Below are 24,279 nucleotides of genomic sequence, written 5' to 3' on the forward strand. Positions count from 1 at the left end.
CCTGGATAGAACTACCGTTTCCACTGATAAAACTCTTCAAAACTATGGATCTCATGCTCTTTATCGTCGTTTGACTCATTGGCCGGAAGTACACATCCTTCAAATGAAATTTCCTCTCCCTCTTCCATCAGCAGTCGCATAACTTCTTCATCTGTCAGCTCTTCCTGTAAATACAGGGAAATAATATCATCCTCGCTTCCTTCATAATTCTTAAGGCCTGGAAATTCTCTATATAATTCCTCATTATTCTCTGGGAGATTTTTTACTGAGGTCTCAATATAAGTCTGCCCCTCTGACGGATAATGTGTCCTGATTCCAGGTATGTCATCTCGCCCCTTATCAGAGTATAGAAAAAATCCATTTGCTTTCAGGATGCCAATGATATCATCCCGAAAAATTCCCTGCTACTTTTTTTCTGGTTCCTCTTTTGGCTGTTCCTGATCTTCCGGGCTTTTTTCTATTGGTACTTCCCTGCTCTCCATCTTTGTTTCCTCAGTCATAAGATTAATCTCCAAGTTCCATAACAGGTCCTGTTTATCCTTTTCCTGCAGCGCAAACCACACCCATGGGTTTCCATTCTCATCCAAAAAGATCTGTCCGTTATCAGGTTTGGCCATAACCTGATTTGGAGCTTTTTGCTCTGCCAGCGTTTTTATATCGATTTTCTGTATAAGTTCTCCCGACACAAGATCATAAATCGAATACTCTGCTTTTTCAATGTCAGTTATTATGTCTTTCTCTGTATCCCTGCAATACACCGCATCGATCAGACAAGTCCATTTTCCGGTAAAAGATCTTCCGTATCTCAGAGTCGAAGTTGTATTATCCGTTGTTACTACAGCTGTGTTACCTGGATCGACACTTCCTTCCTCTACATATAAAAAGTCTCTGAAATCGTCTTTATAAGTGATTGTTTTTATTATGTTTTCTTTTTCTTGGAATAAATGTTTGCCATACATTATAGACACTGCCAGTATGATCAGTATTAATAAAATACCTACTAACAGAATCTGCCGTTTTTTTCTGCATTCTTTCACCGATCTTCACTCTCCCCCTTTTCTCTCATCCCCCGAGTATCTTTTTCGGTTTATATGTTGTCTGGATATCTGCAGCTAACGCTTCCACTGGTAAAACTCTTCAAAGCTGTGGATCTCATGCTCTTCCCCGTCCTTTGACTCATCTGCCGGAAGTACACATCCTTCAAACGAAATTTCCTCTCCGTCTTCCATCAGCAGACGCATAACTTCTTCATCTGTCAACTCTTCCTGTAAATACAGACAAACAATATCATCTTCATTTCCTACATAGTCTTTCAGGCCCGGGAATTCTCTATATAATTCCTCATTATTCTCTGGAAGATTTTTTACTGACGTTTCAATATAGATCTGGTCATCTGCCGGATATTGTACCCCGATTCCCGGCAAGTCAGCTTGAGCTTTATCAGAATATGAAAAAAAACCATTTGCTTTTAAAATTCCAATGATATCATCCTCAAAAATCCCCCATTGATCGTTTTCTTCTTCGTCTTCTTCGTCCTTTTCCTCTTTTGGCTCTTCCTGGTCTTCCGGACTTTTTTCTATCCGCACCTCTCTGCTCTCAAGCTTCGTTTCCTCAGTCTCAAGATTGATCTTCAGGTTCCATAACAGATCCTGTTTATCCTTTTCCTGCAGCGCAAACCATACCCATGGGCTTCCATTCTCATCCAAAAAAATCTGTCCATTATCCGGGTGGACCATAACCTGATTTGGAGCCTTTTGCTTAGCCAGCATTTTTATATCGATTGTCCGTATACGTTCTCCCGACACAAGGTCATAAATTGAATACTCCGCTTTTTCAATATCAGTTATTATGTCCTTCTCTGTATCTCTGCAATATACCGCATCGACCAGACAAGTCCATTTTTCGGTAAAAGTTCTCCCATACCTAAGATTAAAATTTGTATCAGCTGTTGTTACTACAGCTGTATTGCCCGGATTAACACTTCCTTCCTCTACATATAAAAAGTCTCTGAAATCATCTTTATAAGTGATTGTTTTTATTATGTTTTCCTTTTTTTCTTGGAGTAAATACCTGACATACATTACAGACGTCGCCAGTATGATTAGTATAAATAAGATACTTGCTAACAGAATCCATCGTTTTTTTCTGAGCCCTTTCATTAATCCTCACTCTCCTTCTCCACTGTTTTCTGTAATTAAATCAATAAAATGTCCTCTGATATCCTCCTCTAAATATCCATTAATTGCTCTCACTGCATCGGTAAACTCTTCCATAGTGATTTCCTGAAACATATTTTCATTCCCCAATAATAACTTTTTGCAGTTATTCCTCACATTTTTCGACAATTCGGGATCAACTTCTATCTTTTTCATCACAGAATTGACTTTTTTCTCCAAATCATTGCCGCCAATGCCTGAAAAAGCCTCCTCCGGCATCCACCCGGCCAGTCCTTCCTTCTCCCACACATTGATCGTCCGGACGACATCCGGATCATATATCCCGCTCATGCTGATATGCTTCCCGGATGTGATCTCCGTCCAGCTTGTCATCCTGTATTCTGCTCCCATCCCGAACCATTCTTCAAAGGTGTCCTTACTCTTCTCGTTTAACTCATTTACAACATTTACATAGTCCTGTAGATGACCAACCGAGCTTTCTAGGATAGAGCCCGCCGCGTTTAATGCTTCTTCCATTTCCGGGCTGTCTGCCATCGCGGACAGCCCCGACAGATCCGGTACTCCTCCTGTCCCTGCAGTTATCGCGACAGACGTCAGCATCCCCACAACCGGGGAGTAAGCATTTAAAGCCAGAAGCCCGCCATCCACGATCATGCCTGTCAGGAAATTCCTCAGGGCATTCTCGTTCGCCTCTGTCAATTTTTTCAGTTCCATATTGTCCTTATATTCTTCCAGTTCTCCCTGATTCTCCAGGATCCCGCCCCTGACGCTTTCCGTGATGATCTCGCCGTGATAATCCGAATGGTGGCTCAAAGAAAAGCTGAACGATATCGAGTTAAACTCGCCTTCATTTGGTATATCAAATAAATTGTCAAATGACAGATCCTGGATCGTACACAGGGTGGCATCCCGTGATCCTATATTTATTTTTGCCAGATTGTGGATCACATCCCTCTCAGCAGCCCACAGCTGCGCCATAACAAATTTTTCTTCATACTTCCTGAACAGGTCGTTATATCCTTTCTCATCCGGCTGCATCGCCGCCAGTTCTGCCAGATCCGCCTGCATCAGGAGCTGTGTTCCTATACATAGTTTTTCGATATAAACATCCCGTCTTACGAGCACCGGATTCCCCAGACTGTCTTCCGTCAGTATTTCTGATTTTAATATGGCGTTATTAAACTCCATCAGCCTTTTTTCTGATTCTTCTGTAGAATTTCTTCCCTCGTCTAATTTCAGCAAATGGCATGCGTAGTCCGCCATAATGATCGTCATGCCTTCTGACAGGTCATTCGGATCGATGGCGAAGGCTTTTATATAGTCTTCTTCTGTTCCGTTCATCAGACAGATAAAAAATTCCCTGTCTTCTTTTGTCTGGCATACCTCCCATGCCTGCAATACTTTTTCAGGCGTATACCCCAGTCCTTCCATGTTCTGGATCTGTTCCATTGTGATTCCTGCCTGCCGCAGTTTCCTGGTTGTCTTCGTATTTTCCCAGCCTCCCATGATCAAATCGATTGCTTCTGCGGAAGGCGCACCCGTAAAGCTGCTCCCGTTCCATGAGCCCGCCACAGAAGCGCTTATACTTTCCACCGCATTAAAAAGATCCTTTGCTCCCTGGAAGAGACTGTTCGTACTGCTCTCTATTGCGCGCAGCCTTTCCAACTTATCCTGGCACACTCCGATCTGCCAGGAACAGGTATCTAAAAGGTTGGAATAGAGTGCGATACTATAACTGCAGTTCATCATACTCCCGTCAGGAAGGATCCTTCCATGATTGCTTCGGAAAATGGACAGGTTTTGCTGCAGATTACGACTCATATATTGCAGGCTCCCCAATTCGTCCAGCAGCTGATCTTCGTCAAGGTTTTCATTTCCCGCGGCGGAGGACAGTTGATACGCGTCCTCCCGCATCATATCACTGGCTGCTATGATCCCCTGGATCACATACTTGTGACTGGCCAGCTGTTCTTTTGTCCCTTTCCAAGCCACTCCGTCCAGATCTTTCTCCTCTTCAAAATCTTCAATCCTCGCCAGAGAATCTTCCAGCTGTCCTGCCAGGCTTTCCACATTAGCACCGATCTCAGAAGCGAAACTTTGAATTTCACCCGGATATATCTTTAATCCCATTCCTGATTCCTCCTTTCGGCTTCATATTTTCTGCACTGGGCTTCTTTATCTTCTATCCTGCCCATAAGAATTCTTTTCTGTGTATCTCGTTCTTCTCTGGAGTCTTCCCGTTTTCTTGCAAGATCACGGAGCATGCCCTCCATTTCTTCCAGCTTATAGATCATGCTGGTCTCTGTTGCCTTTTCCTGCAGTTCATGTATTGAATTGATGATCTTCTGTTCACATTCAGACTGCTCTTCTTCTAACTTTTTCCATTCCCGGTCCGTTTCCTGATGCTGCTCATATTTTTGCCTCAGATTTTTCAGTTCTTCCCTGTCATCATTATATTGTCCTTCTGACAAAGCCAAAACAGACTCTTCCGATGTCATCTGCAGAGTACCGGAAGAATATACCGGATCTTTGCTCTTATAGTTTCTGTTGATCCTCATCAGCCGTCCTCCTTTAATACAATTTCGGACTTCCGTTCAGTCCGGGCGCGGATAATAGCGAATCCTGATTCTTTCTGCCCTGTTCCTCATCCATCATGGTAAATGAAGCTGTCAAAGCCCCGATCACCTCCGCATCCGCGGTCAGGTTTTCCTTGAACTCCTCTGTCCTGGACTTCTGCGCGCCGCAGCAGCTCACTCCATTGCTGACCGCTGTCAGATTGCTGTTCGCCGGAGCAGCCACTGTCTTTGCCTGAACATTTAACGCAGCGGATTTGATTGCGTCCTCTGCCGCCTTTCCTGCTTCTGCATAGAAGATTAATCCATTCCCTGTTGTCCCCATTTCGGTAACCTCACTTTCCTGTATGATCCATTTTTAAACAGTAACCCGCTTCCCATCTCCGGAACATCTCTCGTGCTCACTGTCGGGAAGATCGTGCTCACTCCCTGACTGCCCAGCACAAGACCGTTGGAAGCCTGCTTCACCAGACGGTTGACCTCGTCGATTCCTCTCGTCCTTGTGGCATATACAGTGACGATCCATGGGATCCCTACTTCTACAGCATCCCGGAGCAGTGCCGCCTGTTTGTTCATATCCGTTTTGACCAGTGTGATAAAGTTATCTACGTCATCCATAATGATCACCGGAGCGTCTGTCTTCCGGAGCAGCAGCTTCGGATTCACACCCGGATTTGTCTCCAGAGCTTCCTGCAGTTTCTGCCGTCTCTGCTGGATCTCCGCTTCCATCGCCTCACGGAATTTCACCGCTTCCTCCTGACTGTTTACATAGGTGACATTTTCTTTCCGTCCGTATGCATACAGTTCCATGCCTGGCGAATCAAACAGATAGATCTGCCGATCGTCCGATATCTGATCCAGGATCACCTGGAGCATATTTGTCTTTCCTCTGCTGTTCTCCCCAAGGATTACAAACGGTGTTTCACCGCCGAAGAATCCTTCTTTTACCACATTTTCCTTTTCCAGCCCGATATAGAACTCCCGGTCCTCTCCGCCATACTCTTCCAGCATACCGCTGTAGAACTCCTCCGGCAGTGTCGGGATATGGGGAGCTTCTTTTCCGGGGTTCATACTCCGGATCTCTCCGACCAGCTTCCGGATCCCTTCGCTGTATTCCAGCTCATTTTCACTTTGTACCATAGAATAAAACTGCATGCAGTTGATTTCTCCTGTTTTGACCATGGTACGTCCTTTGATCTCCGGAAGTTTATACTGGCTGCGTCCCATCAGGCTCCGTACTTCGTTCTCGTCAAAGTTGAATCCCGCGATCTTATTCTTGAAATTGTTCAGTGTCGCCTGACGTACCGCGTTTCCTCTGGTAGCAGTCATGACCACATAAATTCCCAGACTGCTGCCGTCTCTGGTGAGCACCGTAAATTCTTCTTCCATTTCAAATCCCATCTCTTTGATGGCATCTGCATTGTCGATAATGATAAAAATGGCCTTCATCTGTTCTTCCGACATCTGATTGTAGATCTCGAAATTCTGGACTGCTTTCTTTGCCAGCTGTTTCTTCCGGTAAGCCATCTCTCCTTTGATCAGCCTCAGGAATTTCTGGAACCGTTCTTCGTCATCCAGGCTGATATAGTCTGCTACATGAGGAAGTGTGCGCAGTGGTGTCAGCGCATTGTTTCCGAAATCGAGAATATAAAAGTTCAGTCTCTCCACACAGTTGACCGCTGCCAGGCTCAGAACCACCGTTGTCAAAAATGTTGTCTTTCCGAATCCCGCAGACGCGACAAAAGCGGTTTCTCGTACATATTCGTTACTTCTACAGAGCCGTAATTGGCACAAAGAATAGTTTGTCTATATTCTTTTTGTTTGGTCTCCATATGTAATAACAAAAATATACTTTAATGCTTGAACCTCTATCTGGAAACAGCGTATATATATTCCGATGTTTGCAAATCTTTAACAGCTTCCACAGACAGATTCTTCTTCAGTCCCACTTCGTATTCCCTACTGTCTTCACAAACAATCTTTAATGCAACCGGAAATCTCTCCTGCTGTATTACTTCAGCTGACTCCACTTCTGTAATTCCAACTTGTCCAAATATAGATAAGATTCCCTCAATCCTAATTTTTTCATACTCGATTTCTGCTTCTTCAAATGCTTTTTCTATCACCCGCTGTGTTTGTTCGTAATTAAATTCGCTGTTCATATCATCCATCTCCGTTTCTGCTGTATTAATCTCTTCGTTTTTGTTACATCCCACGCACATAATGCTTAATACAAATATACACAGTATTCTTGTTACTTCACTCATTTTTACTCTCCCACTCAAACTTAAGCGGGCATGCCCAGCATCTAATATAAATTTAAATTCATTTGGAGACAAAATTACTCTTCATTTGTCCCCTTTCGCTCACAAAGTACATCTACTCCGGACTGACAAATGTATCATCCTTCATTACCTGTACATACTCCCCTGTCTCTATATCTACAAGAAACAAAACATGATTTAAATCTGGCTCCAGAGCTATAGAAAGACACAATATTTCTTGTCCAACTCCCACTCCAGCGGCATTTACTGGCTCATCCAACAAAATTTTTGTAATCTCTTCTTTCTGACTTCCATCCAATCCCATACGCATAACACAAAGTTCTGATTTATTTTCTCCAGAGGCCAAATAATAAATCTTATCTTCTGAAATATTGAATCGAAATATGTCTTCAGCTAACAAAACTCCTTCGTCCGCTCCATATTCATAACGATACAATTCTCTATTCGGCGGAGTTTTATCATCAAGTTGCTCTATAACATATACTGCCCCATCCGCATGTTGGCTCTCTTCTATATTGCAGCCCCTTTTTAATAAATCATATTCATAATCTCTATCCTTTAATTCTGTATAAACCCATTGTTCCTCAGCTCCCCATTTGGGTTTAATTTTTATTAAAAAACTACTTCCATTCATTTTCATCTTGAAGTAAGAGCTCTTTTCGATATCCTTAAAAAAAATATTGTTGTTTACTACCCATGGGCCTAATATGTTTCCTTTATACAAGACTTCTTTTTCTGTTCCATCTATTTTCATTGAAATAATTTCGTCAGATTCAATATTATATGCAAATAATTTTCCTTCCATATAGTTTAAATCTGAATAGTCCCCATCTGCTATTTTTCTAAGAGAGGAAATATCTGTCCCTCTATATATCCCAGTATACAGAGCAATATATGTGAACTTTTCGTCACTTGTAACATGTGATAACGAGTTAACAATATTTCCCTCTGTATTTCCATATTTCTGTTCTTTTATAAAATTTCCATACAAAAGAACTGTAATTACCAATACCAGAACTACCAAAAATAAACTTATCGAAATCAGAATAATCTTTTTTCTCCCCATTCAGCTCATTCCTTTTGTAAAAAACAAATCTTAATATTCCGGGCTGACAAAGGTGTCATCCTCCATTACCTGTATATATTCCCCAGTCTCTATATCTACCAGAAACCAGACATGTTCAAATCCGGTCGGTTCTAATGAGACGGAAAGATACATTAGGTTTCCTCCCACTCCTAGTCCAGCCGCCTTTACCGGCTTTTCCGCCGTTATCTTTGCGATCTCCTCTTTCTCGCTCCCGTCCAACTTCATGCACATCACACAAAGTTCCGCTTTATTTTCTCCAGACACCAAGTAGTAAATCTTATCGTTTACTATATTAAACTGGAATACGCCTTCTTCCAGCAAATACCCTGCTTCTGAATCGTATTCAAAGCGATACAGTTTTCCGTTCGGCTTAGTTTCATTTTCAAGCCATCCCATCGCATATACTGCGTCAGCTGAATGCTGGCTTTCTGTCATGTCATATTCTGTTTCCAGACTATATTCATAATCCCTGTTTCGGACAGATGTATATATCCACTGCTCATATCCTCCCCATTTCGGCTTGATTTCTTTCAGCCCGCTCCCATCCGTTTTCATCCGAAAATATGCATCCTTATCCACATCTTCAAAATAAATTTTGTCATTTATAACCCAGGGGCCGCCACAGAGTCCCGTCGCCTGATATAATACGATTTCTGAGGTTTCATCTGGCTTCATTTTTACAATTTGATTTTTTTCAAATTCTAATGCATACAGCCAGCCGTCTATACAGTTCATATATGCATACTTTCCCTCTGAAATTTTTTCAAGATCGGATATTCCTTTTCCTCTATAGATGCCCGTTTTTAAAGCAACATATGAGAAATTTTCATTCCTTGTAATATGTGATAAATTATTAGAAAGATTTCCCTCTGTGTTTCCATATTCCCGTTCTTTTATAAAATTTCCATACAAAAGTACAGCGATTATCAATACCAGAACTATGAAAAATAAACTTATGAAAAATAGAATACTCTTTTTTCTCCCCATTCAGCTCATTCCTCTTTTGTAAGAATCAAATCATATTACTCCGGACTGACAAATGTATCGTCCTCCATTACCTGTACGTACTCCCCAGTCTCTATATCCACCAGAAACCAGACATGTTCAAATCCGGTCGGTTCTAGAGCAACAGAAAGATACAGGATGTCTCTTCCCACTCCGGCTGCCTTTACCGATTCTGGCAATATTCAAAATCGCGGTCCCTGGCCGGTGAGTAAATCCACTGTTCCCACTCTCCCTCCTTATGTTCAATCTCCTTTAAATTTCCTGATCCCACTTTTATGCAAAAAAGGAATTTTTATCAAAATCCTCGAAATATATATTTATGCCATATTAAGACTCTGACTGTTCTAATATTTCCCAAAACATCCTATATGGTACCCACTTATCATTTGATGCGATACAGCCCTTCTCGGTAAGTTTTTCAGCAATTTCTTTACCGTTTCCCTTGTCAAAGTCAAAGGAGACGGCCTTCAGCCCTTCTATTTCCAGAAGAGGAGAATAATCTTCGATATTATTGTCTGTTAATACTAAAAATTGTATTTCCGCTGATCCTGCCGCCCATATATCTGTAATATCATTTTCTGAAAAATCCGCAAACTGTATTTTGATCCCCTCTATCCCATCTAAATTCTTCAGCTGATTCTGATATACATGTATTCTTTCAAAATCTTCACATTCACTGATAATATCCAGGTCTTCGAGCACTATATCCGAATAGATCCTGACCCATCGCAGTTTTTCTAATTCTGCCAGCACCGGCTTCAGTTTTTCAGCATACGGAGGATTCTCCACCGCCTGCCGCAGCTGCAAATACTCCTCTCTACCTGCACTGTCACCGCTTTCATATCCTTCCGTTACACCTAATTGGACATATTCTGCATTAGGAAAATTTAATAAATCTTCATATGTTTTTATCGCGTCCCATTTCAAACGCAATGCCTTTATATAAATTCTCTCTACTTCATTTGCTTGTTCTATAGTAATATCCTCATCCCATAAATCAAAACTTTCACTCCAGCTAGTTGCTACCTGTACAATATTTTCTAAATTTTCATCTTTGAAATGAACATATTTTTTATATTCTCTGTATTGAGGCAAAAAAATAACTATAGCAATTATAAAACTTATTAATAAAAAACTAGCCAAAATAATTTTTTTAATGCCCTTCTTCTCCACTATGTTACCTCCTCTACTGCATAAATAGTCTATTGTTTTATTTTATCCCTTACTGTCGCAGCTCCATCACCGTCTCCATTAAACCATTGCCTATATGCTATCCATTCATCTGAATATGTAGTTTTTCCACTCGTAATATCTTCAATAATTTCTTTACTTGACAACTTATTGCCTGTTTCTTCTTCATATACTTTCAACGCAAAATCTAGCTCTTCAAAATCAAAGGTGATATTATTATATTGAAGACTTCCGTCATGATTGACAGTAACTTGTGCCCCATACATTAAACATTCCGCTATATTGGCATCATTTAATTTTGCAATAATTTTATCCATATTGCTATTATATATATCAATCTCATTCACTAACGAAGATACCTCATTTTTAAGTTCTTCAATGTCTAAAACTATATTGTATCCTTTTACCACTATTCCAACGCTTCCCGTCGCGCCTTCAAATATTTTATCTATTTTCCCACTCACGGCACTTCCAAATATTCCCCCTGTAATTTTATCCATCCCATATTTGAAGAATTCTTCATTCTTATCCCTTTTTATTGCATTTACACTTTCTATCGTTACTGCCGATAATAAAGTTGACAATTCAGAATGATATGGGAATACTTTTATTTCACATTGTTCCATTCCTTTTTCTGCAGAAGAAATGTCCAATATCTCTGTATAGCCCTTGTCAAAACTAATTTTATAGTAAGATATTCCATCTCCTTCTGTTATACACTTTTCCAATTTTACATCAATTCCACCGCCGCCGTTGCCTTCTATAGGCAAACCATGTCCAAAACGGTAAATTCGACTGGCATTTTGGCATATACCAAGAAGGATTCCCTGCTTTGTTAAAGCATCTGTCAAATTTTCATCTGCCAGAGCTAAATCTGTATTGCTAAATTCTTTGAAATTTAGTAATACTTCTATTTCTGCATAATACTCTCCTGACAATTTAATAAATACGGGACTAAGCTCATATATCCAGTTGACATCTAAAAGGCTTGTCCCTTTAACCACTACATTTTCTGGATTATCTAAATATGAATTTTCAATAAACTTCCCCAAATCTTCGATTTTCATCGAATCTATCATTCTTATTAATGCCAAATACTGTATGTCTGTTACTTTATCTTGATTTTTTTGCATTAAAGCATGAATTTCTTCCCATTTATAATCCACTATTTCCCCATCAGCATTCCTGACAATTAATTTTTCAAATTCTATGGCAACTTTCCTAGTTTCTATTCTTTCCGTTACGGCAAGAAATTCATCTTTTAACATCTGGGGATCGCCTTGGAGACTGCCAATAATTGCCTCTGGTCGTATTTTTTCTCTGATCATCTTCAGTTTCTCATAATATGCTTCTGCCAGATCATTTAAAGAAGTAAGCTTTGCCGCATATGCTGCGTCCAGTTCCGCTATCTTGTTCCAGATTTCATCTATTTTTGTTACAGACAGGCTATTATTGGCCCGAATGGCTGACACTTGATTTTCCAAAGTTGTCCAGTTCTCCCGTACTTCCGTACCCAGAAGATCATCCACATATTCCGCGTTCGACACAGACCAGTCGATCTCATATTTCTCTTCCACCAATTCTTTGAGTTGATCTCTCACTCCTGTTGTAAAATCTCTTTTCATTTTTCTCCCTCTTTAACCTTTCAACTATCCAGATTCATTTCTGCCATGCGGCGTTTATATTTGCTTCAAACTCTTCCCAGCTGCTTGCAAGGCAGTTCAGAAGAGTACTCGTGTCTGTACCGATCCCTTCGATCTCCGTATTGATCTTTACTACATTTTCTTCCAGCTCTGTGATCGCATCTACCGCTGCCCCGGTACTCTCTTCCATTTTTTTCGGGATGTTGGTCTGTATTCCGGCAACCACATTTCCCAATGCTCCCGTCACACTTCCGACATTCTCTTTCTGAAAGCTTACATTTCCCATTACCGGTCCTCCTTATCAAATATAACTGATTTTCACTGCCATACTTTTGAATTAATATAAAAAATCATCTGCCGTATCCACTTCGTTTATAAACTCTTCCACCGCCTGGCTTACTTCATCGTAAATATCCGAGAATTGCCCCTTCAGGCTCTCGATCTCCTGTTTCAGCGTTTTAAAATTCTCTGCGACATTTCCTTCTACCGTCAATTCTGTCGTGATCTTCTCAAATGCTTCTATCAGAGACTCCACAATTCTTTCCGTCTCCTCGCTTTGTAACCGGATTGCTTCAGCCATCTCCTGAAATTCTTCATCCACTATAATAATCTCACTCATACTCCACCCTCCTCTAAGCATTGGCTATCATCTGATACAGCGCTGCGATCTGGCCGTCCAGTGAAGCGATCTGGCTCTGCAGCTGCCCGATCCGGTCTTCTCTGGTCCGGATCGCCTGCGTGATCTTTGAAAAGCCGGATTCCACCTCGCTGATCGCCTGGGTCATCCTTCCGCCGTTTACATCTTCGTTCATTCCTTCATGGTACTTGTTCGCGGAAAGGCTCACCGGGATAAAATTCTGGATCCCCTGCAGCCTCCTCTGACGGTCTGCGTGCTCCGACTGGAAGCGGCCCCAGGCCGCCCTCCTGTCGGATTCAAAGTTTCTTAAGCGCTCCACTTCTCTGCGCAGCCTTGCGATCTCGGTATTGAATCCGTCGATCTGTCCGTTCAGCTGCCCGATCTGGCTGCGGTAACTGTTGATCCTCTGGATCCTTGCGTTTTCCGCCGCGATCCTGGCCGCCTGTGAATTTCTTCCGTATGAATTGTTGCTCCTGTAATATCTGTTGATTGCCATTTGATCACTCCTCTCTCGCGTATTTCGGCAGACGTAGTCTGCGGTATGTTCCGTTCTTAAACAGCAGTCCGTCTCCGAACTGCGGCAGTTCTTTCATACTGCTGATCGGGAAGATGGTCGTCACTCCCTGGGAGCTTAAAACAAGCCCGTTAGATGCCTGCTTTACCAGCTTGTTGACTTCATCGATCCCTCTCACCTTCGCGGCATGGACGCTGATCACATTGGTGATCCCCAGATTTCCGCACTCTTTCAGCAACGGCGCGACCTTGTTCATCTCCGGCTTGATAAACTCTATGAAGTCATCCACATCGTCGACCACGACCGTAAAGTATCCCATCTCTTCCACCAGCTTTTTGGGATTGGTGCCCGGCCTGCTTTCCATCAGCTCTTCCAGCTTCTGTTTTCTCTTTTCGATCTCTTCTGTAAGATCCTGGATAAATCCGGCTGTCTGCTCCTGTTCCCTGACATAGCATACGCCCTCCATGGAGGCACAGGCGAACAGTTCCATACTTCTGGAATCAAAGACATAGGTCTTTCCTTTCTTTCTTGCCTGATCCACAAGCACTCGGAGCATGTTGGTCTTTCCGGTGCCTGTACCGCCGATAATCACAAACGGACTCGCGCTCTTCTCAAAACCTCTTACCTGGACACTGTCCGTATCCAGGCCCACCTGATAGTCTTCCGCTCCGACAGCTTCGTAGTCCGGAAGCATGGAAGCGTACAGTTCATCCGGAAGCACCGGGATATGGGGCGCTTCTTTGCCCGGATATAACTCCCGGATCTCCTGCGTCAGCTTTTTCAGCGATCTGCTGTATTCCACTTCATTCTCGCAGGGCGCCATTGTATAGATCTGAAGTACGTGTACGTCATCCTGCTTGATCAGAGCGCGCCCCCGGATCTCTGCCTGCTTGTAGGGACTCCTTCCCACTGCCAGGAAGATCTCATTCTCGTCAAAGTTATAACCTGCAATCTTGTTTTTGAAATTATTGAGGGTGGCCTGGCGGATCGAATTCATCCTTGTGGTGGTCGCCGCTACATAAATTCCAAGCCCCAGCCCGTCTCTTGTAAGTTTGGTGAAGAACTCTTCATCCTCGATCCCCATCTCCTTGATCACATCGAAATGGTCGATGGCGATCATAAGGGCTTTTAACGGTGTCTCTGCCAGCTCATTGTATGCCTCCAGTGAGGAAACCGCATATCTGGCGAACAGTTTTTTTCTCAGTTTCATCTCTGAGGTCATTTTCTTTTTAAATTTCCAGTATCTTTCTTCTTCATCGATGGAAATATATTCTGCTGTATGAGGAAGCTCTTTCATTGCCATCATTCCGCTGTTTCCATAATCCAGTATGTAGAAATTCAGAAGATCTACATCATTCAGAATAGCAAGGCTCATCAGCACCGTAGTCAGAAATACAGATTTTCCATAGCCGCTGGAGGCCACAAACAGAAGATTCCCGTCCTTCGCGAAATTCAGTTCCAGTTCCTCCTGGCTCTGCGTTTCCGGGATATCCAGTTTTCCAATGCATACCGACAGATTCAGTTTTTCTTCCTCTTCCATATAAATTTCTGCGTCCGCCGGAACAGCCTGCGTGTTTTCCTCCGTATACGGACTGATGATCATCTGCTCCAATGACGGCAGCCAGGGCCGTTTCACCTCCACCGGGCTCTCCTGGTCGTACACTTCCCGGATATGCTCGATCACCACATCCAGCTGGGTCTTCATGGCCTTCTGCTCTTCCTTCTTGCCGCTTAAGTCCTGATTGATCAGCTCGCCCTGCCCCAGTTCGTTGACCGAATAGATCCGCTCATCCAGGGTCACATCCTTCTCCTGTTCCCTGATGTAAGCCGCGCCGCTCCACGCGGACTGGAACAGCTCGTAGATCTCGTTGTTTCCCACCTGCAGGTAGCCCCGCCCGGGCAGTGTGATGCTGGCCGCGTCCGGTGTTTTCAGGACTTCCTTGCTATCACTCTCATCCTGTACCTTCAGACACAGCTTGAACTTGCTGTTGCTCCAGATCTGATCGTCCACCACGCCGGTGGGCTTCTGGGTAGCCAGGATCAGATGCACGCCAAGACTCCGGCCGATCCGGGCCGCGGATACCAGCTCTTTCATGAATTCCGGCTGTTCTTTCTTCAGCTCCGCGAACTCGTCGCTGATGATGAACAGGTGTGGGATCGGCTCCTGGGCCTTTCCTTCTTTGAAGAGCTTCATGTAGCCGTTGATATGGTTGACCCCGTGCTCGCTGAACACCCGCTGTCTCCGGGACAGCTCCGCCTTTACGGACGCCAGGGCCCGCATGCTCTCGCTTCCGTCCAGGTTGGTGATGGTGCCCAGCAGGTGGGGCAGGTTTTTAAACAGGTTGGCCATGCCGCCGCCCTTGTAGTCGATGAGCAGAAATCCCACTTCATGGGGATGGAAGTTCACCGCCAGGGACAGGATATAGCTCTGGATCGTCTCGGATTTTCCGGAACCTGTGGTGCCGGCCACCAGTCCGTGAGGGCCGTGGGCCTTCTCATGCAGGTTCAGGGAGAGGATGTCCGCAGCGGCCCGCATGCCCAGCGGCACGGCCAGCGATTTGTGGGACTGGCTCTCCCGCCAGCGTTTGGCGATGTTCAGTTCTTCCGGGTGCTGGACCCCGTACATCTCGAAGAAGGTCACGTTCTTCGGGATGTGGCTGGTGATCCCCTGCTCGTGCTCCAGCACGCTCAAGTTCCGGGCCATCCACTCGAAGTCGGTGTTTCCTTCCTGATACAGTTCCAGTTTCTGTTTCTTGTATTCTCTTTCCTCCAGCAGAAGGGTCGCTTCCCTGGAGTTCTCTAACAGCAGCACCGTGCCGATGTACTCCGGCAGGTTGGCCCGCAGATAGCTGGTATAGATGATGGAGAAGCCCAGCGCGTCCCCGTCCATCCGCAGGTATTCCATGATGGCATGGTCCATCACAAAGGACGGCTCGTCGATCAGGAACAGGTAATGGGGCATGAATCTTGCCTCTTTCTTTCCTTCTTCCAGACGGCTGTGCCGGTCCTTCAGAATCTGGTTCATGCTCCCCAGGATCATGTCCCTTGTCCGCTCGGAGTGGATCATTCCCAGCACGTTCAGTGCCTGGATCCTGGCATGGGGAAGCCAGCGCATCCAGGAGAATTCCTCCTCATATTTGGGATCGTATACCGCGATGATCTGCAGGTCATGGTAGGACTGGAAGAATGCCAGCTGGCTGATCAGCAGCCGGATCTGACGGTGCAGGTTTTCTTTCTCCCCTACCAGTCCCAGATGAGCCTTCTTTAAGTCGATCACTTTGGGCTTGTCGATCACAGAGAATTTCTGTTTCAGTTCCTGTGCCGCCTCGGCCAGCGGATCCGCCTCCTCGTCCCACTTCTGCTCCTTGCTGTCGATGCGGAAGGCTGTCCCGCCCCTGCTGTGTCCTACAGTTACCGTAAGGAAATCGTCGTCCGACTGCACCCGCTCGTAAATGCGGCTGTCATAAGCGTTGACCTTCCGGCACAGCTCTTCCACAGAAGGATACTGGAACCGATAGACATCCTGTTCGTTTTTGTACGCCTTGGCGATCTCGTTCTGTTTCCTCCACAAATATTCGGTGTACTGTTTTTCTCTGTTTTTATTTCGCTCTTTCAGTTCTTTATTGTCATTGATGCCTTTTACGATGGAGAAGATCACGGTCATGCCTGTGGCTGCCACAGACATCAGCATGTAGATTCCTCTTCCCATCAGGACTCCCACTGCCACGGTCACCGCCGTCATGGCCAGGGGCGGAAGCACCGTCGCAAGCAGCCCCTTCTTATCCCGTTTTTCTTTTGCTCCCGGCAGTTCCAGCGGGATCTTCTCGGTGGAGATCCTGCGGATCAGACGGGGCGATCTTTTATAGACCGGGAACCCGTCAAAAGGCTGATCCATCCGGCGTCTTTCCGGAAGACTGCATGTGTACGCGTCCGCGCTGCCCGCGATCACTGTCTGATCTGTGTCAAAGATCATCTTCACGTTATGAAGGAACAGCACATCTCCCGGAGTGATCTGCACCTGATCTTCCTCCACTGCCTGCTGGTTCAGATACAGACGGGCCTCCCCGTTTGGCTCAAGGAGAAGCTCATCTCCCTGAAGGTACAGGCGGGCCGCCGTTCCGTTTACCCGGATCTCCGCCTCGTTCCCGGAAGAGATCCTCAGTTCTTCCGGCCGGTCAAAGATATGGACTTCATCTCCCAGCAGAAAGACGCTCCTTCCGTCTATCTCCTGCCAGACATTCTCCTTCAGTCCTTCTTCCTGTCCTGATGCCGGAATCTCTGTATAACCGCCTGTGATTTCTGTCAGTATGTACTTCATTGTTTTATCCCCCTGTGATTTAAAATATAGTTTTTACGCTCATTCCCACTGCCTGATCAAAATGTTCATATTCTTCTCCCAGCGACGCGATATTGCCTGCGTCCGCGCACAATGTCTGTTTATACCGGCTCTTGGCCGACTCGATCTGTTCATATACCCGTGCCGCCGTTTCCATTGCCGGTATATTTGTCTCATATGACGCTGTCATCGGAGCCGGCGCCAGGCATCCTCCTCTCTGTGTCAGCATCTCTGAAATCGAATATGCTTCTGTAATATTACTTTTGATCATTCTCTTTCTCCCTCCTCCGTGTACAGATCAGCCAGAATTTTCTGCTGCCGCCTGATCTCTTCCTCGGTTTTGTCTCTCTCTTCCTTCCGTAATTCCGATATCTTCTGCAGAAATTCCTTTTCTTCCCGCCGCCTTTCTTCTCCTGTTTCCTCCAGATTGAGGAGCATCCCCTGAAAACGCAAGTCCTCCGGAAAAAGATTCCTTAGTCCTCCGTACAGTTCCTCCCGCTGCCCGGACATCCGTCCACATTCAGAAACCGTCTCCTCTGACTCCCGATATGCACGCTCAAAAACAGCCTGCCTGTCCTCAAGATCTTCAATCTTACACCTTACGCTATATGTTTTGTCCTGCTCCATCACTGCTCCTCCTCCAGACTGTTAATAAGATGAAAAAATTCCTTCCTCCATTCTTCCTCTCTGTCTGTATGACACTGCAGCATCAGCAGATATCTTTTCTTCTCCCTGTACAGAAGCGCCAGGAAATTGGTCTTCCTCTCTCCGTCCCCGTCTGTAAAGGAATACGAGGTCATTCCCTCATCGGCCCGGGGATTCCGGAACAGGCCGCCCTGTTCAAAGAAGGAAAGCTTCTTTTTCTGCGTCATGCAGATCAGGTACAGCTCTTTGATCACATCCCGCTTCTCTGCATCGGTCCACGTTCCCGAAAGAATATTTATGTAAACGTTCCGGAGCGGACTGCAGAATGTCTGCTGCGTTTTTATTCCTGTCGTAAGAAACGGGGATTCTCCCGGATCTGTCCGCCTAAATCCATCCGGAAGCAGAAAATCAAATCCTTCACACTTTATCTTCCGATAGAGCCGCGCTCTGTCCAATTCCCCGTCTTCCTTTTCTTTTATACTGCTGCCCATACTCTCTTTCCCCCGTTTCCTGTTTACTCTCCAAAATCTTCGTTCGTTAAGACCCATCTGTCATCTGGTACATCCACGTCCAGTATGATTTTTCCGTCTCTTTCCATAGTTAAATGAAAGCCCCAATCTTCCGGATCACATCCGTTAAGTATCTGATAAATTCCAACCTGTGTTGCCAATTTCACATAAGCCACCTGAAATCCTGCACTGCCGGCCTTTTCTCCCAGAACCATTCCCGCCTCATCATAATTCTCACTAATTTCTATCCAAATATCTTCTTTCTTTTCTGCTTCTTCTATATTTTCATTTATTATCAGCTTCACTTTATCTTTATATAATTCTTTTTGTTTTTCTGTCATCGTTAGAACAAGTGCATCTTCATCATTAACTTCAATATTTTTAAAATAATTATTATCTGTGTTTTCCTCTTTATATGATTGAAGCTGTTCTTCCGCACTCATTCCCGCTATTGCCCATATCGTTCCCGGCAATATATATTCTTGCTCCTCTCCTTCTCCTGAAGTATCCGGATAATTTTCAATGCTTCCCGATCTATTATTCTTATCTTTCTCATCCATTTCTGGCTGAAGCTCTTGCCCATGAATAGTCCCTTCTCCCTCCTGGTTTGGCACTGGTACTCCGGAGCAGCCGCTGATGGCCAAAACGCCTGCTAATATAAATATTGCTGCCCCTTTTCTTATAACGTTCTTTTTTAACTCCACCTTACTCTCCAAAATCTTCATTCGTTAAAACCCATTTATCATCCGGTATATCCGCATCCAATATGATTTCTTCTTCTCTTTCTACAATCAGATGAATATCCCATTCCTCAGGTTCACATCCGTTTAAAATCTGATATACGGCCATATAGCTTATCACTTTAACGAAAGTTCCCTGAAAACCTGCACTATCGGATTCTTCGCCTAAAATCATTTTAACTTCTCTATAATTTTCATTGCTTTTAATCTGGATATCCTCTTTTTCATATGCCTCTTTTATATTGTTATTTAAATATAAAATAACTTCCTCCATATACATGTTTTTCTGTTTTTCTGTCATTGTTAGAACAAGTGCATTATCCTTGTTCACCACTATATCTGTAAAATAATAATTCCCCGGATTACTATCCCGAAATGATACGGCTTGTTCTTCGGCGGTCATCCCCGTAATCTTCCATATTGTTTCTGGCAATATATATTCTCTTATCTCACTTTTATCTGAAATATCAGCAGTGAAATCATTTTCAAACTCTTTGTTGTCAGATATATCCTTTTCGCTTACATTTTCCCCAGATCCCCGTTCATCTGCTTTTTCTTGCCGTGCTTTATTAAAGCCTGATAAATTGGAGCATCCGCCTGCTGCTAGTACGGATAATACCAATATAACTATCTCCAATTTTCTGTATGCACTTCTGGGCTTTTTCACTTTATCCTCCAAGTTCTTCGCTGCTTATTTGCCAGTTATCCTCTGGTATATTAACGTCTAATATAACCTGATCTTCTTTTTCTACAATTAAACGAAATCCCCATTCTTCCGGTTCACATCCATTGAAAATCTGATAAATACCGATTTGTGTTGATACTATAACAAACGTCTCCTGGAATCCTGCACTATTTGAATTCTGCCCGAGTAAAAATTTCACTTTGTGATAATCGTTACTGATCTCCACCCTGATATCTTCTTTTTTATTTGCATTTTCCAGGGCTTCTCCTATTACTTCTTCCTTCAGTTCTATATATCGTTCTTTTTGAATATCTGATGAGCCTATTACTACTTCCCGGTTTATATTTATTTCTACTTTATTGAAGTAGTAATTTTCGGGATAAGTGTTTTTTAAATCTTCCGCCCACTCCTCTGCACTGATTCCTGCTACTGAAAGAAGCGTCTGCGGAATTATATATTTCCGAATTTCTTCTAGTTCTGCATTATCATTATTTTCATGTTTCTCGATCTGATTCTGATTTTGTTCAGCCATCTCTTTTTCAATCATTTCCGTTGACTCTGGCTGCATTAAAAATGGTTTTTTCGACGAACATCCGCTGACCGCCAAAACGCTTGATAATATAAATATTACTGTTCTTTTTCTTATAGCGTTCTTTTCTATTTCCACCTTACTCTCCAAAATCTTCATTCGTTAAAACCCATTTATCATCTGGTACATCTACATCCAATATAATTTCTTCTTCTCTTTCTACAATTAGATGAAATCCCCATTCATCCGGAACACATCCATTTAAAATCTGAGATACTCCAACTTCACTTGTTAATATAATAAAAGTTCTCTGAAATCCGGTACTGCTGGAATTCTCTCCCAGTGTCATTTTCATTGTGCTATAATCTTCACTAAGTTTAATATAAATGTCTTCCTGTTCCTCAGCATCTTTTATATCCTCATTTATCCGTATTGCAATTTCATTAGCATATTCATCTTTTTGCTTTTCTGTCATTGTTAGAACAAGTGCATCTTCTTCGTTGACCTCAACTTTCTTAAAACGTCTCTGCCCTATATTATTTTGCCGAAACGACTCTGCCTGTTCTTCAGCAGACATTCCTGTAACATTCCATATCGTTTCCGGTATTATATAGCTTTTGATCTCTTCTTCGTCTGAGATATCCGTATTCAAAGGATTTTCGTCCTTTTCTTTTTCAGGTATATCTTTTTCGATTACTTTTTCCTCCGAGCCTCTCTCTTCTGTTCTTTCTTGCTGTGTTTCATCTGGCCCTGATAAATAAGAACATCCTCCAACTACTACAGATAATAGCACTACAACTATTGGCAATTTCCTGTACACACTTTTTTGCGTTCCCACTTTAATCTCCGAGCTCTGCACTGCTGATTTTTCCTTCAAAATCATCCTCTGTCAATTTCCAAGTTCCATGTGGTACATTTGAATTAATGAGAACTTGCTCATCTCTTTCCGTTATCAATCGAAACCCCCATTCTTCCGGAGCACATCCATTCAAAATTTGATAAACCCCTATTTCACTTGACATTTTTACAAGAGTCACATGAAATCCTTCAATAGTTGAATTTTCTCCCAACACCATTTTTACTTTTTTATAATCTTCACTAATTTCTATCCTTATATCTTCCTTGTCTATCGCTTCTTCTATGTCCTCAAATATCCTTGCCTCTATCTCTTCTTCATAATTCTCTTTCTGCTCTTCTGTCATTGTCAAAACAAGCGCTTCATCTCTCACTTCAATATCAACAAAATTTTGCTTCCCTTCATTATCATCTCTAAATGACTCCGCCTGTTCTTCCGCAGTCATTCCAGTAATATTCCATATCGTTTCTGGTAATATATATTCCCTTGTCTCACTTTTATCTAAAATATCAGTATTGAAATCATTTTCAATTTCTTTGTTTTCAGATATGTCTTTTTCGATTACATTTCCCCCAGATCCTCGTTCATCTGTTTTTTCTTGCAGTGCTTTATCAAAGCCTAATAAATTAGAGCATCCGTTAACAAATAAAACGCCTGTTAATAGTATAGATATCGCTATCCTTTTTCTTATAACGTTCTTGTTTAATTTCACCTTATTCTCCAAAATCTTCATTATTCAATTGCCAACTTGCATTCGGCTCATTTGTGTCAAGGATTACTTTTCCTTCTCGTAATACTTTTATATGTAATCCCCATTCTTCTGGAGCACATCCACTAATAATTTGATAAATCCCAATTTGTGTAGCTATCATCATATATGTCTTTATAAATCCATTACTATTTGAATTCTCGCCAAGGAAAATTTTCATCTCTTTATAATCATCAGTTACCTCTACAGAAATATCTTCTTTATCCTTTGCATTTTCGATTTCCTCCCTAATTACCTCTTCTTTATATTCCATATAGCGTTTTCTTTGAGTATCTGTCAGAGTAAGAAGTACTTCTCCATTTTCATTAACCTCCGCTTTATCTATATAATAGTCATCTGAATATGTTGAATTAAAATCTTCAACTAGTTCTTCTGCGGTAATTCCTGCTACAGACAAAAGACTTTGGGGTATTATATATTGTTTTGTTTCTTCTGAATCCAAATGATCCGTTTCTTTTGTTTTTGAAATTTTCTCCTTTGATTCGTATTCTGTCTTTCTCTCATTTGAATTCTCTTCTTTTTGCTGTTCGGAAAAAGATGTTACTGCACATCCATTAATTAGTAGTGCAAATAATAAAATAACTGCTATTATTTTTCTCATTATTTTTTCTCCTGGCAAAACTCTAATAATTTTTCTTTATAACACACTTCTAACCCGAAATCCAATTAAATACATCTTCTAATAATCCAAAATCTTCATTATCTCCTGTATCAGGAGCGGACAAATCCCAAGACCATATTGGAGCCTTTACAGGTTCCGGAACGCTTTCCCACCCTTCAGTATCTTCCAAATTTTTTTCAATACCAACTGTTGATATAATTGAACCATCCTCTATCTTTGTATCTGTTTCATACTCTACTTGTATGGCTCTACTCTCTGCCTTTACTGACATTTTAAAAGTAACTGTCTTCCTATCATTTATTATATATTCCTTTTGTATTCCTATTAAATTTACTGACTCTCTAGAAACCTCAAATCCTCCAAAGTTCGTAGCAAACTCATTGAACACTATCTGCTGCTTCTTTATCACCCCATCAATCTCCCACGCGCTTTCTTCTTTCCAGTTTCCACTGCCCTCTACCCCATAATACATCTTCATATCCGGCCCGATCGGCACTTCTATCTTATCTCCTACGGACAGTGATAATCCCGGTTCCATCGCGAACAGCAGCGCCAGCATTCCATTCATATATTCCTGCTGTTCCTCCTCTGAGAGTCCTGCGAACTCCTCATATTCCAGATATCTGATACTGTCTCCTGATTTTAATGTCTCCGTAACTTTCTCCGCTATGAGCACATTCCATGCTTGATTGATCGGTTCCGCCCATGAGCAGTCCATAATCCCTGAATATCCGTTCCCTGTCCAGCTGTTTTCAAGAGCCTGTAACCCTTCTGACACAGACGCGCAAAGGCTCTCTGCCTCGGCATAAAGGCTTTTCGTTGCATTGATAATATCTGTCAGTGTCTGCTTCTTCTCATAAAGAGTTTCCAGCATTGCGGACAGAGTATAGATCTCCTGATCCAGCTGATTGATCCGGTTTTTATAATAGTAATAAGATATTATGGATAAACTGCTGCCGGGCAACAAATAGGAATTCCGTCCCATGCCGGCCAGATTTTCGTATATATCCCGTTCTGCATAACACTGATTTCTCGCGATTTCCAGGTCGATGATTCCCTGCTGGATCTGGTCTTCATCCAGTCTTTCTCCCCCGGATGCCGCGGCAAACTCTTCATTCGCCGCGGCCATCATTTCATTGATACAGATCAGGCCCTTGAGTATGGTCTGGTGATTCGCAAGCTGCATCTTCAGCGTGCCCCATGCTTCTCCCTGCAGTTCCTGATTTCCGCTGAAAAGTTCAATCCCCTGTTCAATTTTCCTGTATGTCTCACAGTCCCTGTCCATCCCGCTGTTTGCGGAACTGCAGAATGATGTGATCTCACTCGGATCCAGCCGATATCCCATCCTCTTCCCTCCCCGCTTTTCTCTCTTTCCATCCTGCGCCTGTCAAATGCGCTCTGCGTCTCTTTCCCCGTTATCTGCTGCCTGTATCAGATTGCTGCCTTCCATCGTCTGCTGATCTCAGTCCGTCTTAC

27 protein-coding genes are annotated in these 24,279 nt (G+C 43.0%); all 27 read right to left on the reverse strand.

Features of this window, described 5'->3' with window-relative positions; all coding sequences use genetic code 11:
* Positions 1–11: 11 nt before the first annotated feature.
* A complete protein-coding gene (locus BQ7367_RS14870) occupies positions 12–140 on the reverse strand; it encodes a hypothetical protein (RefSeq protein WP_268874764.1) in 129 nt (42 codons plus the stop codon).
* A 264-nt stretch (positions 141–404) separates the two neighbouring features.
* A complete protein-coding gene (locus BQ7367_RS02895; RefSeq protein ID WP_072524135.1) occupies positions 405–1,037 on the reverse strand; it encodes a hypothetical protein in 633 nt (210 codons plus the stop codon).
* A 75-nt stretch (positions 1,038–1,112) separates the two neighbouring features.
* The gene (locus tag BQ7367_RS14285) at positions 1,113–1,769 is read right to left on the reverse strand and encodes a hypothetical protein (RefSeq protein ID WP_143142949.1); all 657 of its coding nucleotides are present in this window, start codon (positions 1,767–1,769) and stop codon (positions 1,113–1,115) included.
* A 396-nt stretch (positions 1,770–2,165) separates the two neighbouring features.
* Positions 2,166–4,307, reverse strand: a complete 2,142-nt coding sequence (locus tag BQ7367_RS02905) for a hypothetical protein (RefSeq protein ID WP_072524137.1) — start codon at positions 4,305–4,307, stop codon at positions 2,166–2,168.
* Positions 4,298–4,735: a hypothetical protein gene (locus BQ7367_RS02910; RefSeq protein ID WP_072524138.1), complete on the reverse strand. Its 438-nt coding sequence runs from the start codon at positions 4,733–4,735 to the stop codon at positions 4,298–4,300. The genes BQ7367_RS02905 and BQ7367_RS02910 overlap by 10 nt, the downstream gene beginning before the upstream one ends.
* A 13-nt stretch (positions 4,736–4,748) precedes the next feature.
* On the reverse strand, positions 4,749–5,075 hold the full coding sequence (locus tag BQ7367_RS02915; protein ID WP_072524139.1) for a TIGR04197 family type VII secretion effector: 327 nt from the start codon (positions 5,073–5,075) through the stop codon (positions 4,749–4,751).
* On the reverse strand, positions 5,051–6,544 hold the full coding sequence (locus BQ7367_RS02920) for an FtsK/SpoIIIE domain-containing protein (RefSeq protein WP_083588855.1): 1,494 nt from the start codon (positions 6,542–6,544) through the stop codon (positions 5,051–5,053). Before BQ7367_RS02920 ends, BQ7367_RS02915 begins: the two co-directional genes overlap by 25 nt.
* A gap of 74 nt (positions 6,545–6,618) precedes the next feature.
* A complete protein-coding gene (locus BQ7367_RS02925) occupies positions 6,619–7,017 on the reverse strand; it encodes a hypothetical protein (protein WP_072524141.1) in 399 nt (132 codons plus the stop codon).
* A 112-nt stretch (positions 7,018–7,129) separates the two neighbouring features.
* Entirely contained in the window at positions 7,130–8,101 is a 972-nt protein-coding gene (locus tag BQ7367_RS02930; RefSeq protein ID WP_072524142.1) for a DUF5050 domain-containing protein, read from the reverse strand.
* Positions 8,102–8,131: 30 nt separating this feature from the next.
* Entirely contained in the window at positions 8,132–9,109 is a 978-nt protein-coding gene (locus BQ7367_RS02935) for a DUF5050 domain-containing protein (RefSeq protein ID WP_072524143.1), read from the reverse strand.
* A gap of 35 nt (positions 9,110–9,144) precedes the next feature.
* A complete protein-coding gene (locus BQ7367_RS14670; protein WP_207647041.1) occupies positions 9,145–9,306 on the reverse strand; it encodes a hypothetical protein in 162 nt (53 codons plus the stop codon).
* A gap of 148 nt (positions 9,307–9,454) precedes the next feature.
* Positions 9,455–10,300: a leucine-rich repeat domain-containing protein gene (locus BQ7367_RS02940; protein WP_072524144.1), complete on the reverse strand. Its 846-nt coding sequence runs from the start codon at positions 10,298–10,300 to the stop codon at positions 9,455–9,457.
* Positions 10,301–10,329: 29 nt separating this feature from the next.
* Positions 10,330–11,943 (reverse strand): hypothetical protein, encoded by a 1,614-nt coding sequence (locus BQ7367_RS02945; RefSeq protein ID WP_072524145.1) that lies wholly within the window; start codon positions 11,941–11,943, stop codon positions 10,330–10,332.
* A 34-nt stretch (positions 11,944–11,977) separates the two neighbouring features.
* Complete coding sequence (locus BQ7367_RS02950; protein WP_072524146.1) at positions 11,978–12,247, reverse strand: hypothetical protein; 270 nt, start codon at positions 12,245–12,247, stop codon at positions 11,978–11,980.
* 51 nt (positions 12,248–12,298) lie between these two features.
* Positions 12,299–12,580 carry a hypothetical protein gene (locus BQ7367_RS02955; protein ID WP_072524147.1) on the reverse strand — a complete coding sequence of 94 codons (282 nt, stop codon included), beginning with the start codon at positions 12,578–12,580 and terminating at the stop codon, positions 12,299–12,301.
* Between the two features lie 13 nt (positions 12,581–12,593).
* On the reverse strand, positions 12,594–13,094 hold the full coding sequence (locus BQ7367_RS02960) for a hypothetical protein (protein WP_072524148.1): 501 nt from the start codon (positions 13,092–13,094) through the stop codon (positions 12,594–12,596).
* A gap of 4 nt (positions 13,095–13,098) precedes the next feature.
* Complete coding sequence (gene essC / locus BQ7367_RS02965) at positions 13,099–17,430, reverse strand: type VII secretion protein EssC (RefSeq protein WP_072524149.1); 4,332 nt, start codon at positions 17,428–17,430, stop codon at positions 13,099–13,101.
* 19 nt (positions 17,431–17,449) lie between these two features.
* Entirely contained in the window at positions 17,450–17,719 is a 270-nt protein-coding gene (locus tag BQ7367_RS02970; RefSeq protein WP_072524150.1) for a TIGR04197 family type VII secretion effector, read from the reverse strand.
* Positions 17,716–18,075, reverse strand: coding sequence for a hypothetical protein (locus BQ7367_RS02975; protein WP_072524151.1), 360 nt, complete (start codon positions 18,073–18,075; stop codon positions 17,716–17,718). Before BQ7367_RS02975 ends, BQ7367_RS02970 begins: the two co-directional genes overlap by 4 nt.
* On the reverse strand, positions 18,075–18,584 hold the full coding sequence (locus BQ7367_RS02980; protein WP_072524152.1) for a hypothetical protein: 510 nt from the start codon (positions 18,582–18,584) through the stop codon (positions 18,075–18,077). The genes BQ7367_RS02975 and BQ7367_RS02980 overlap by 1 nt, the downstream gene beginning before the upstream one ends.
* A 23-nt stretch (positions 18,585–18,607) precedes the next feature.
* The gene (locus tag BQ7367_RS02985; protein WP_159431618.1) at positions 18,608–19,327 is read right to left on the reverse strand and encodes a hypothetical protein; all 720 of its coding nucleotides are present in this window, start codon (positions 19,325–19,327) and stop codon (positions 18,608–18,610) included.
* On the reverse strand, positions 19,308–20,009 hold the full coding sequence (locus BQ7367_RS02990; protein ID WP_072524154.1) for a hypothetical protein: 702 nt from the start codon (positions 20,007–20,009) through the stop codon (positions 19,308–19,310). Before BQ7367_RS02990 ends, BQ7367_RS02985 begins: the two co-directional genes overlap by 20 nt.
* Before the next feature lies 1 nt (position 20,010).
* Positions 20,011–20,715, reverse strand: a complete 705-nt coding sequence (locus BQ7367_RS02995; protein WP_159431619.1) for a hypothetical protein — start codon at positions 20,713–20,715, stop codon at positions 20,011–20,013.
* Positions 20,696–21,433 carry a hypothetical protein gene (locus BQ7367_RS03000; RefSeq protein ID WP_143142951.1) on the reverse strand — a complete coding sequence of 246 codons (738 nt, stop codon included), beginning with the start codon at positions 21,431–21,433 and terminating at the stop codon, positions 20,696–20,698. Before BQ7367_RS03000 ends, BQ7367_RS02995 begins: the two co-directional genes overlap by 20 nt.
* A complete protein-coding gene (locus tag BQ7367_RS03005) occupies positions 21,396–22,124 on the reverse strand; it encodes a hypothetical protein (RefSeq protein WP_072524157.1) in 729 nt (242 codons plus the stop codon). Before BQ7367_RS03005 ends, BQ7367_RS03000 begins: the two co-directional genes overlap by 38 nt.
* 1 nt (position 22,125) lies before the next feature.
* Positions 22,126–22,782: a hypothetical protein gene (locus BQ7367_RS03010; RefSeq protein WP_072524158.1), complete on the reverse strand. Its 657-nt coding sequence runs from the start codon at positions 22,780–22,782 to the stop codon at positions 22,126–22,128.
* Between the two features lie 49 nt (positions 22,783–22,831).
* Positions 22,832–24,148 carry a T7SS effector LXG polymorphic toxin gene (locus tag BQ7367_RS03015; RefSeq protein ID WP_072524159.1) on the reverse strand — a complete coding sequence of 439 codons (1,317 nt, stop codon included), beginning with the start codon at positions 24,146–24,148 and terminating at the stop codon, positions 22,832–22,834.
* Between the last annotated feature and the right edge of the window lie 131 nt (positions 24,149–24,279).

Source organism: Clostridium sp. Marseille-P3244, assembly GCF_900120155.1.
Lineage (GTDB): Bacteria > Bacillota > Clostridia > Lachnospirales > Lachnospiraceae > Mediterraneibacter.

Excerpts from the sequence above, each read along its gene's own strand:
- BQ7367_RS14870 (WP_268874764.1), bottom strand. The coding sequence starts at position 140 with ATGCGACTGCTGATGGAAGAGGGAGAGGAAATTTCATTTGAAGGATGT.
- BQ7367_RS14285 (WP_143142949.1), bottom strand. The coding sequence starts at position 1,769 with ATGCTGGCTAAGCAAAAGGCTCCAAATCAGGTTATGGTCCACCCGGAT.
- BQ7367_RS02905 (WP_072524137.1), bottom strand. The coding sequence starts at position 4,307 with ATGGGATTAAAGATATATCCGGGTGAAATTCAAAGTTTCGCTTCTGAG.
- BQ7367_RS02910 (WP_072524138.1), bottom strand. The coding sequence starts at position 4,735 with ATGAGGATCAACAGAAACTATAAGAGCAAAGATCCGGTATATTCTTCC.
- BQ7367_RS02915 (WP_072524139.1), bottom strand. The coding sequence starts at position 5,075 with ATGGGGACAACAGGGAATGGATTAATCTTCTATGCAGAAGCAGGAAAG.
- BQ7367_RS02925 (WP_072524141.1), bottom strand. The coding sequence starts at position 7,017 with ATGAGTGAAGTAACAAGAATACTGTGTATATTTGTATTAAGCATTATG.
- BQ7367_RS02930 (WP_072524142.1), bottom strand. The coding sequence starts at position 8,101 with ATGGGGAGAAAAAAGATTATTCTGATTTCGATAAGTTTATTTTTGGTA.
- BQ7367_RS02935 (WP_072524143.1), bottom strand. The coding sequence starts at position 9,109 with ATGGGGAGAAAAAAGAGTATTCTATTTTTCATAAGTTTATTTTTCATA.
- BQ7367_RS02945 (WP_072524145.1), bottom strand. The coding sequence starts at position 11,943 with ATGAAAAGAGATTTTACAACAGGAGTGAGAGATCAACTCAAAGAATTG.
- BQ7367_RS02950 (WP_072524146.1), bottom strand. The coding sequence starts at position 12,247 with ATGGGAAATGTAAGCTTTCAGAAAGAGAATGTCGGAAGTGTGACGGGA.
- BQ7367_RS02955 (WP_072524147.1), bottom strand. The coding sequence starts at position 12,580 with ATGAGTGAGATTATTATAGTGGATGAAGAATTTCAGGAGATGGCTGAA.
- BQ7367_RS02960 (WP_072524148.1), bottom strand. The coding sequence starts at position 13,094 with ATGGCAATCAACAGATATTACAGGAGCAACAATTCATACGGAAGAAAT.
- essC (WP_072524149.1), bottom strand. The coding sequence starts at position 17,430 with ATGAAGTACATACTGACAGAAATCACAGGCGGTTATACAGAGATTCCG.
- BQ7367_RS02970 (WP_072524150.1), bottom strand. The coding sequence starts at position 17,719 with ATGATCAAAAGTAATATTACAGAAGCATATTCGATTTCAGAGATGCTG.
- BQ7367_RS02975 (WP_072524151.1), bottom strand. The coding sequence starts at position 18,075 with ATGGAGCAGGACAAAACATATAGCGTAAGGTGTAAGATTGAAGATCTT.
- BQ7367_RS02980 (WP_072524152.1), bottom strand. The coding sequence starts at position 18,584 with ATGGGCAGCAGTATAAAAGAAAAGGAAGACGGGGAATTGGACAGAGCG.
- BQ7367_RS02985 (WP_159431618.1), bottom strand. The coding sequence starts at position 19,327 with ATGAAGATTTTGGAGAGTAAGGTGGAGTTAAAAAAGAACGTTATAAGA.
- BQ7367_RS02995 (WP_159431619.1), bottom strand. The coding sequence starts at position 20,715 with ATGAAGATTTTGGAGAGTAAGGTGGAAATAGAAAAGAACGCTATAAGA.
- BQ7367_RS03010 (WP_072524158.1), bottom strand. The coding sequence starts at position 22,782 with ATGAGAAAAATAATAGCAGTTATTTTATTATTTGCACTACTAATTAAT.
- BQ7367_RS03015 (WP_072524159.1), bottom strand. The coding sequence starts at position 24,148 with ATGGGATATCGGCTGGATCCGAGTGAGATCACATCATTCTGCAGTTCC.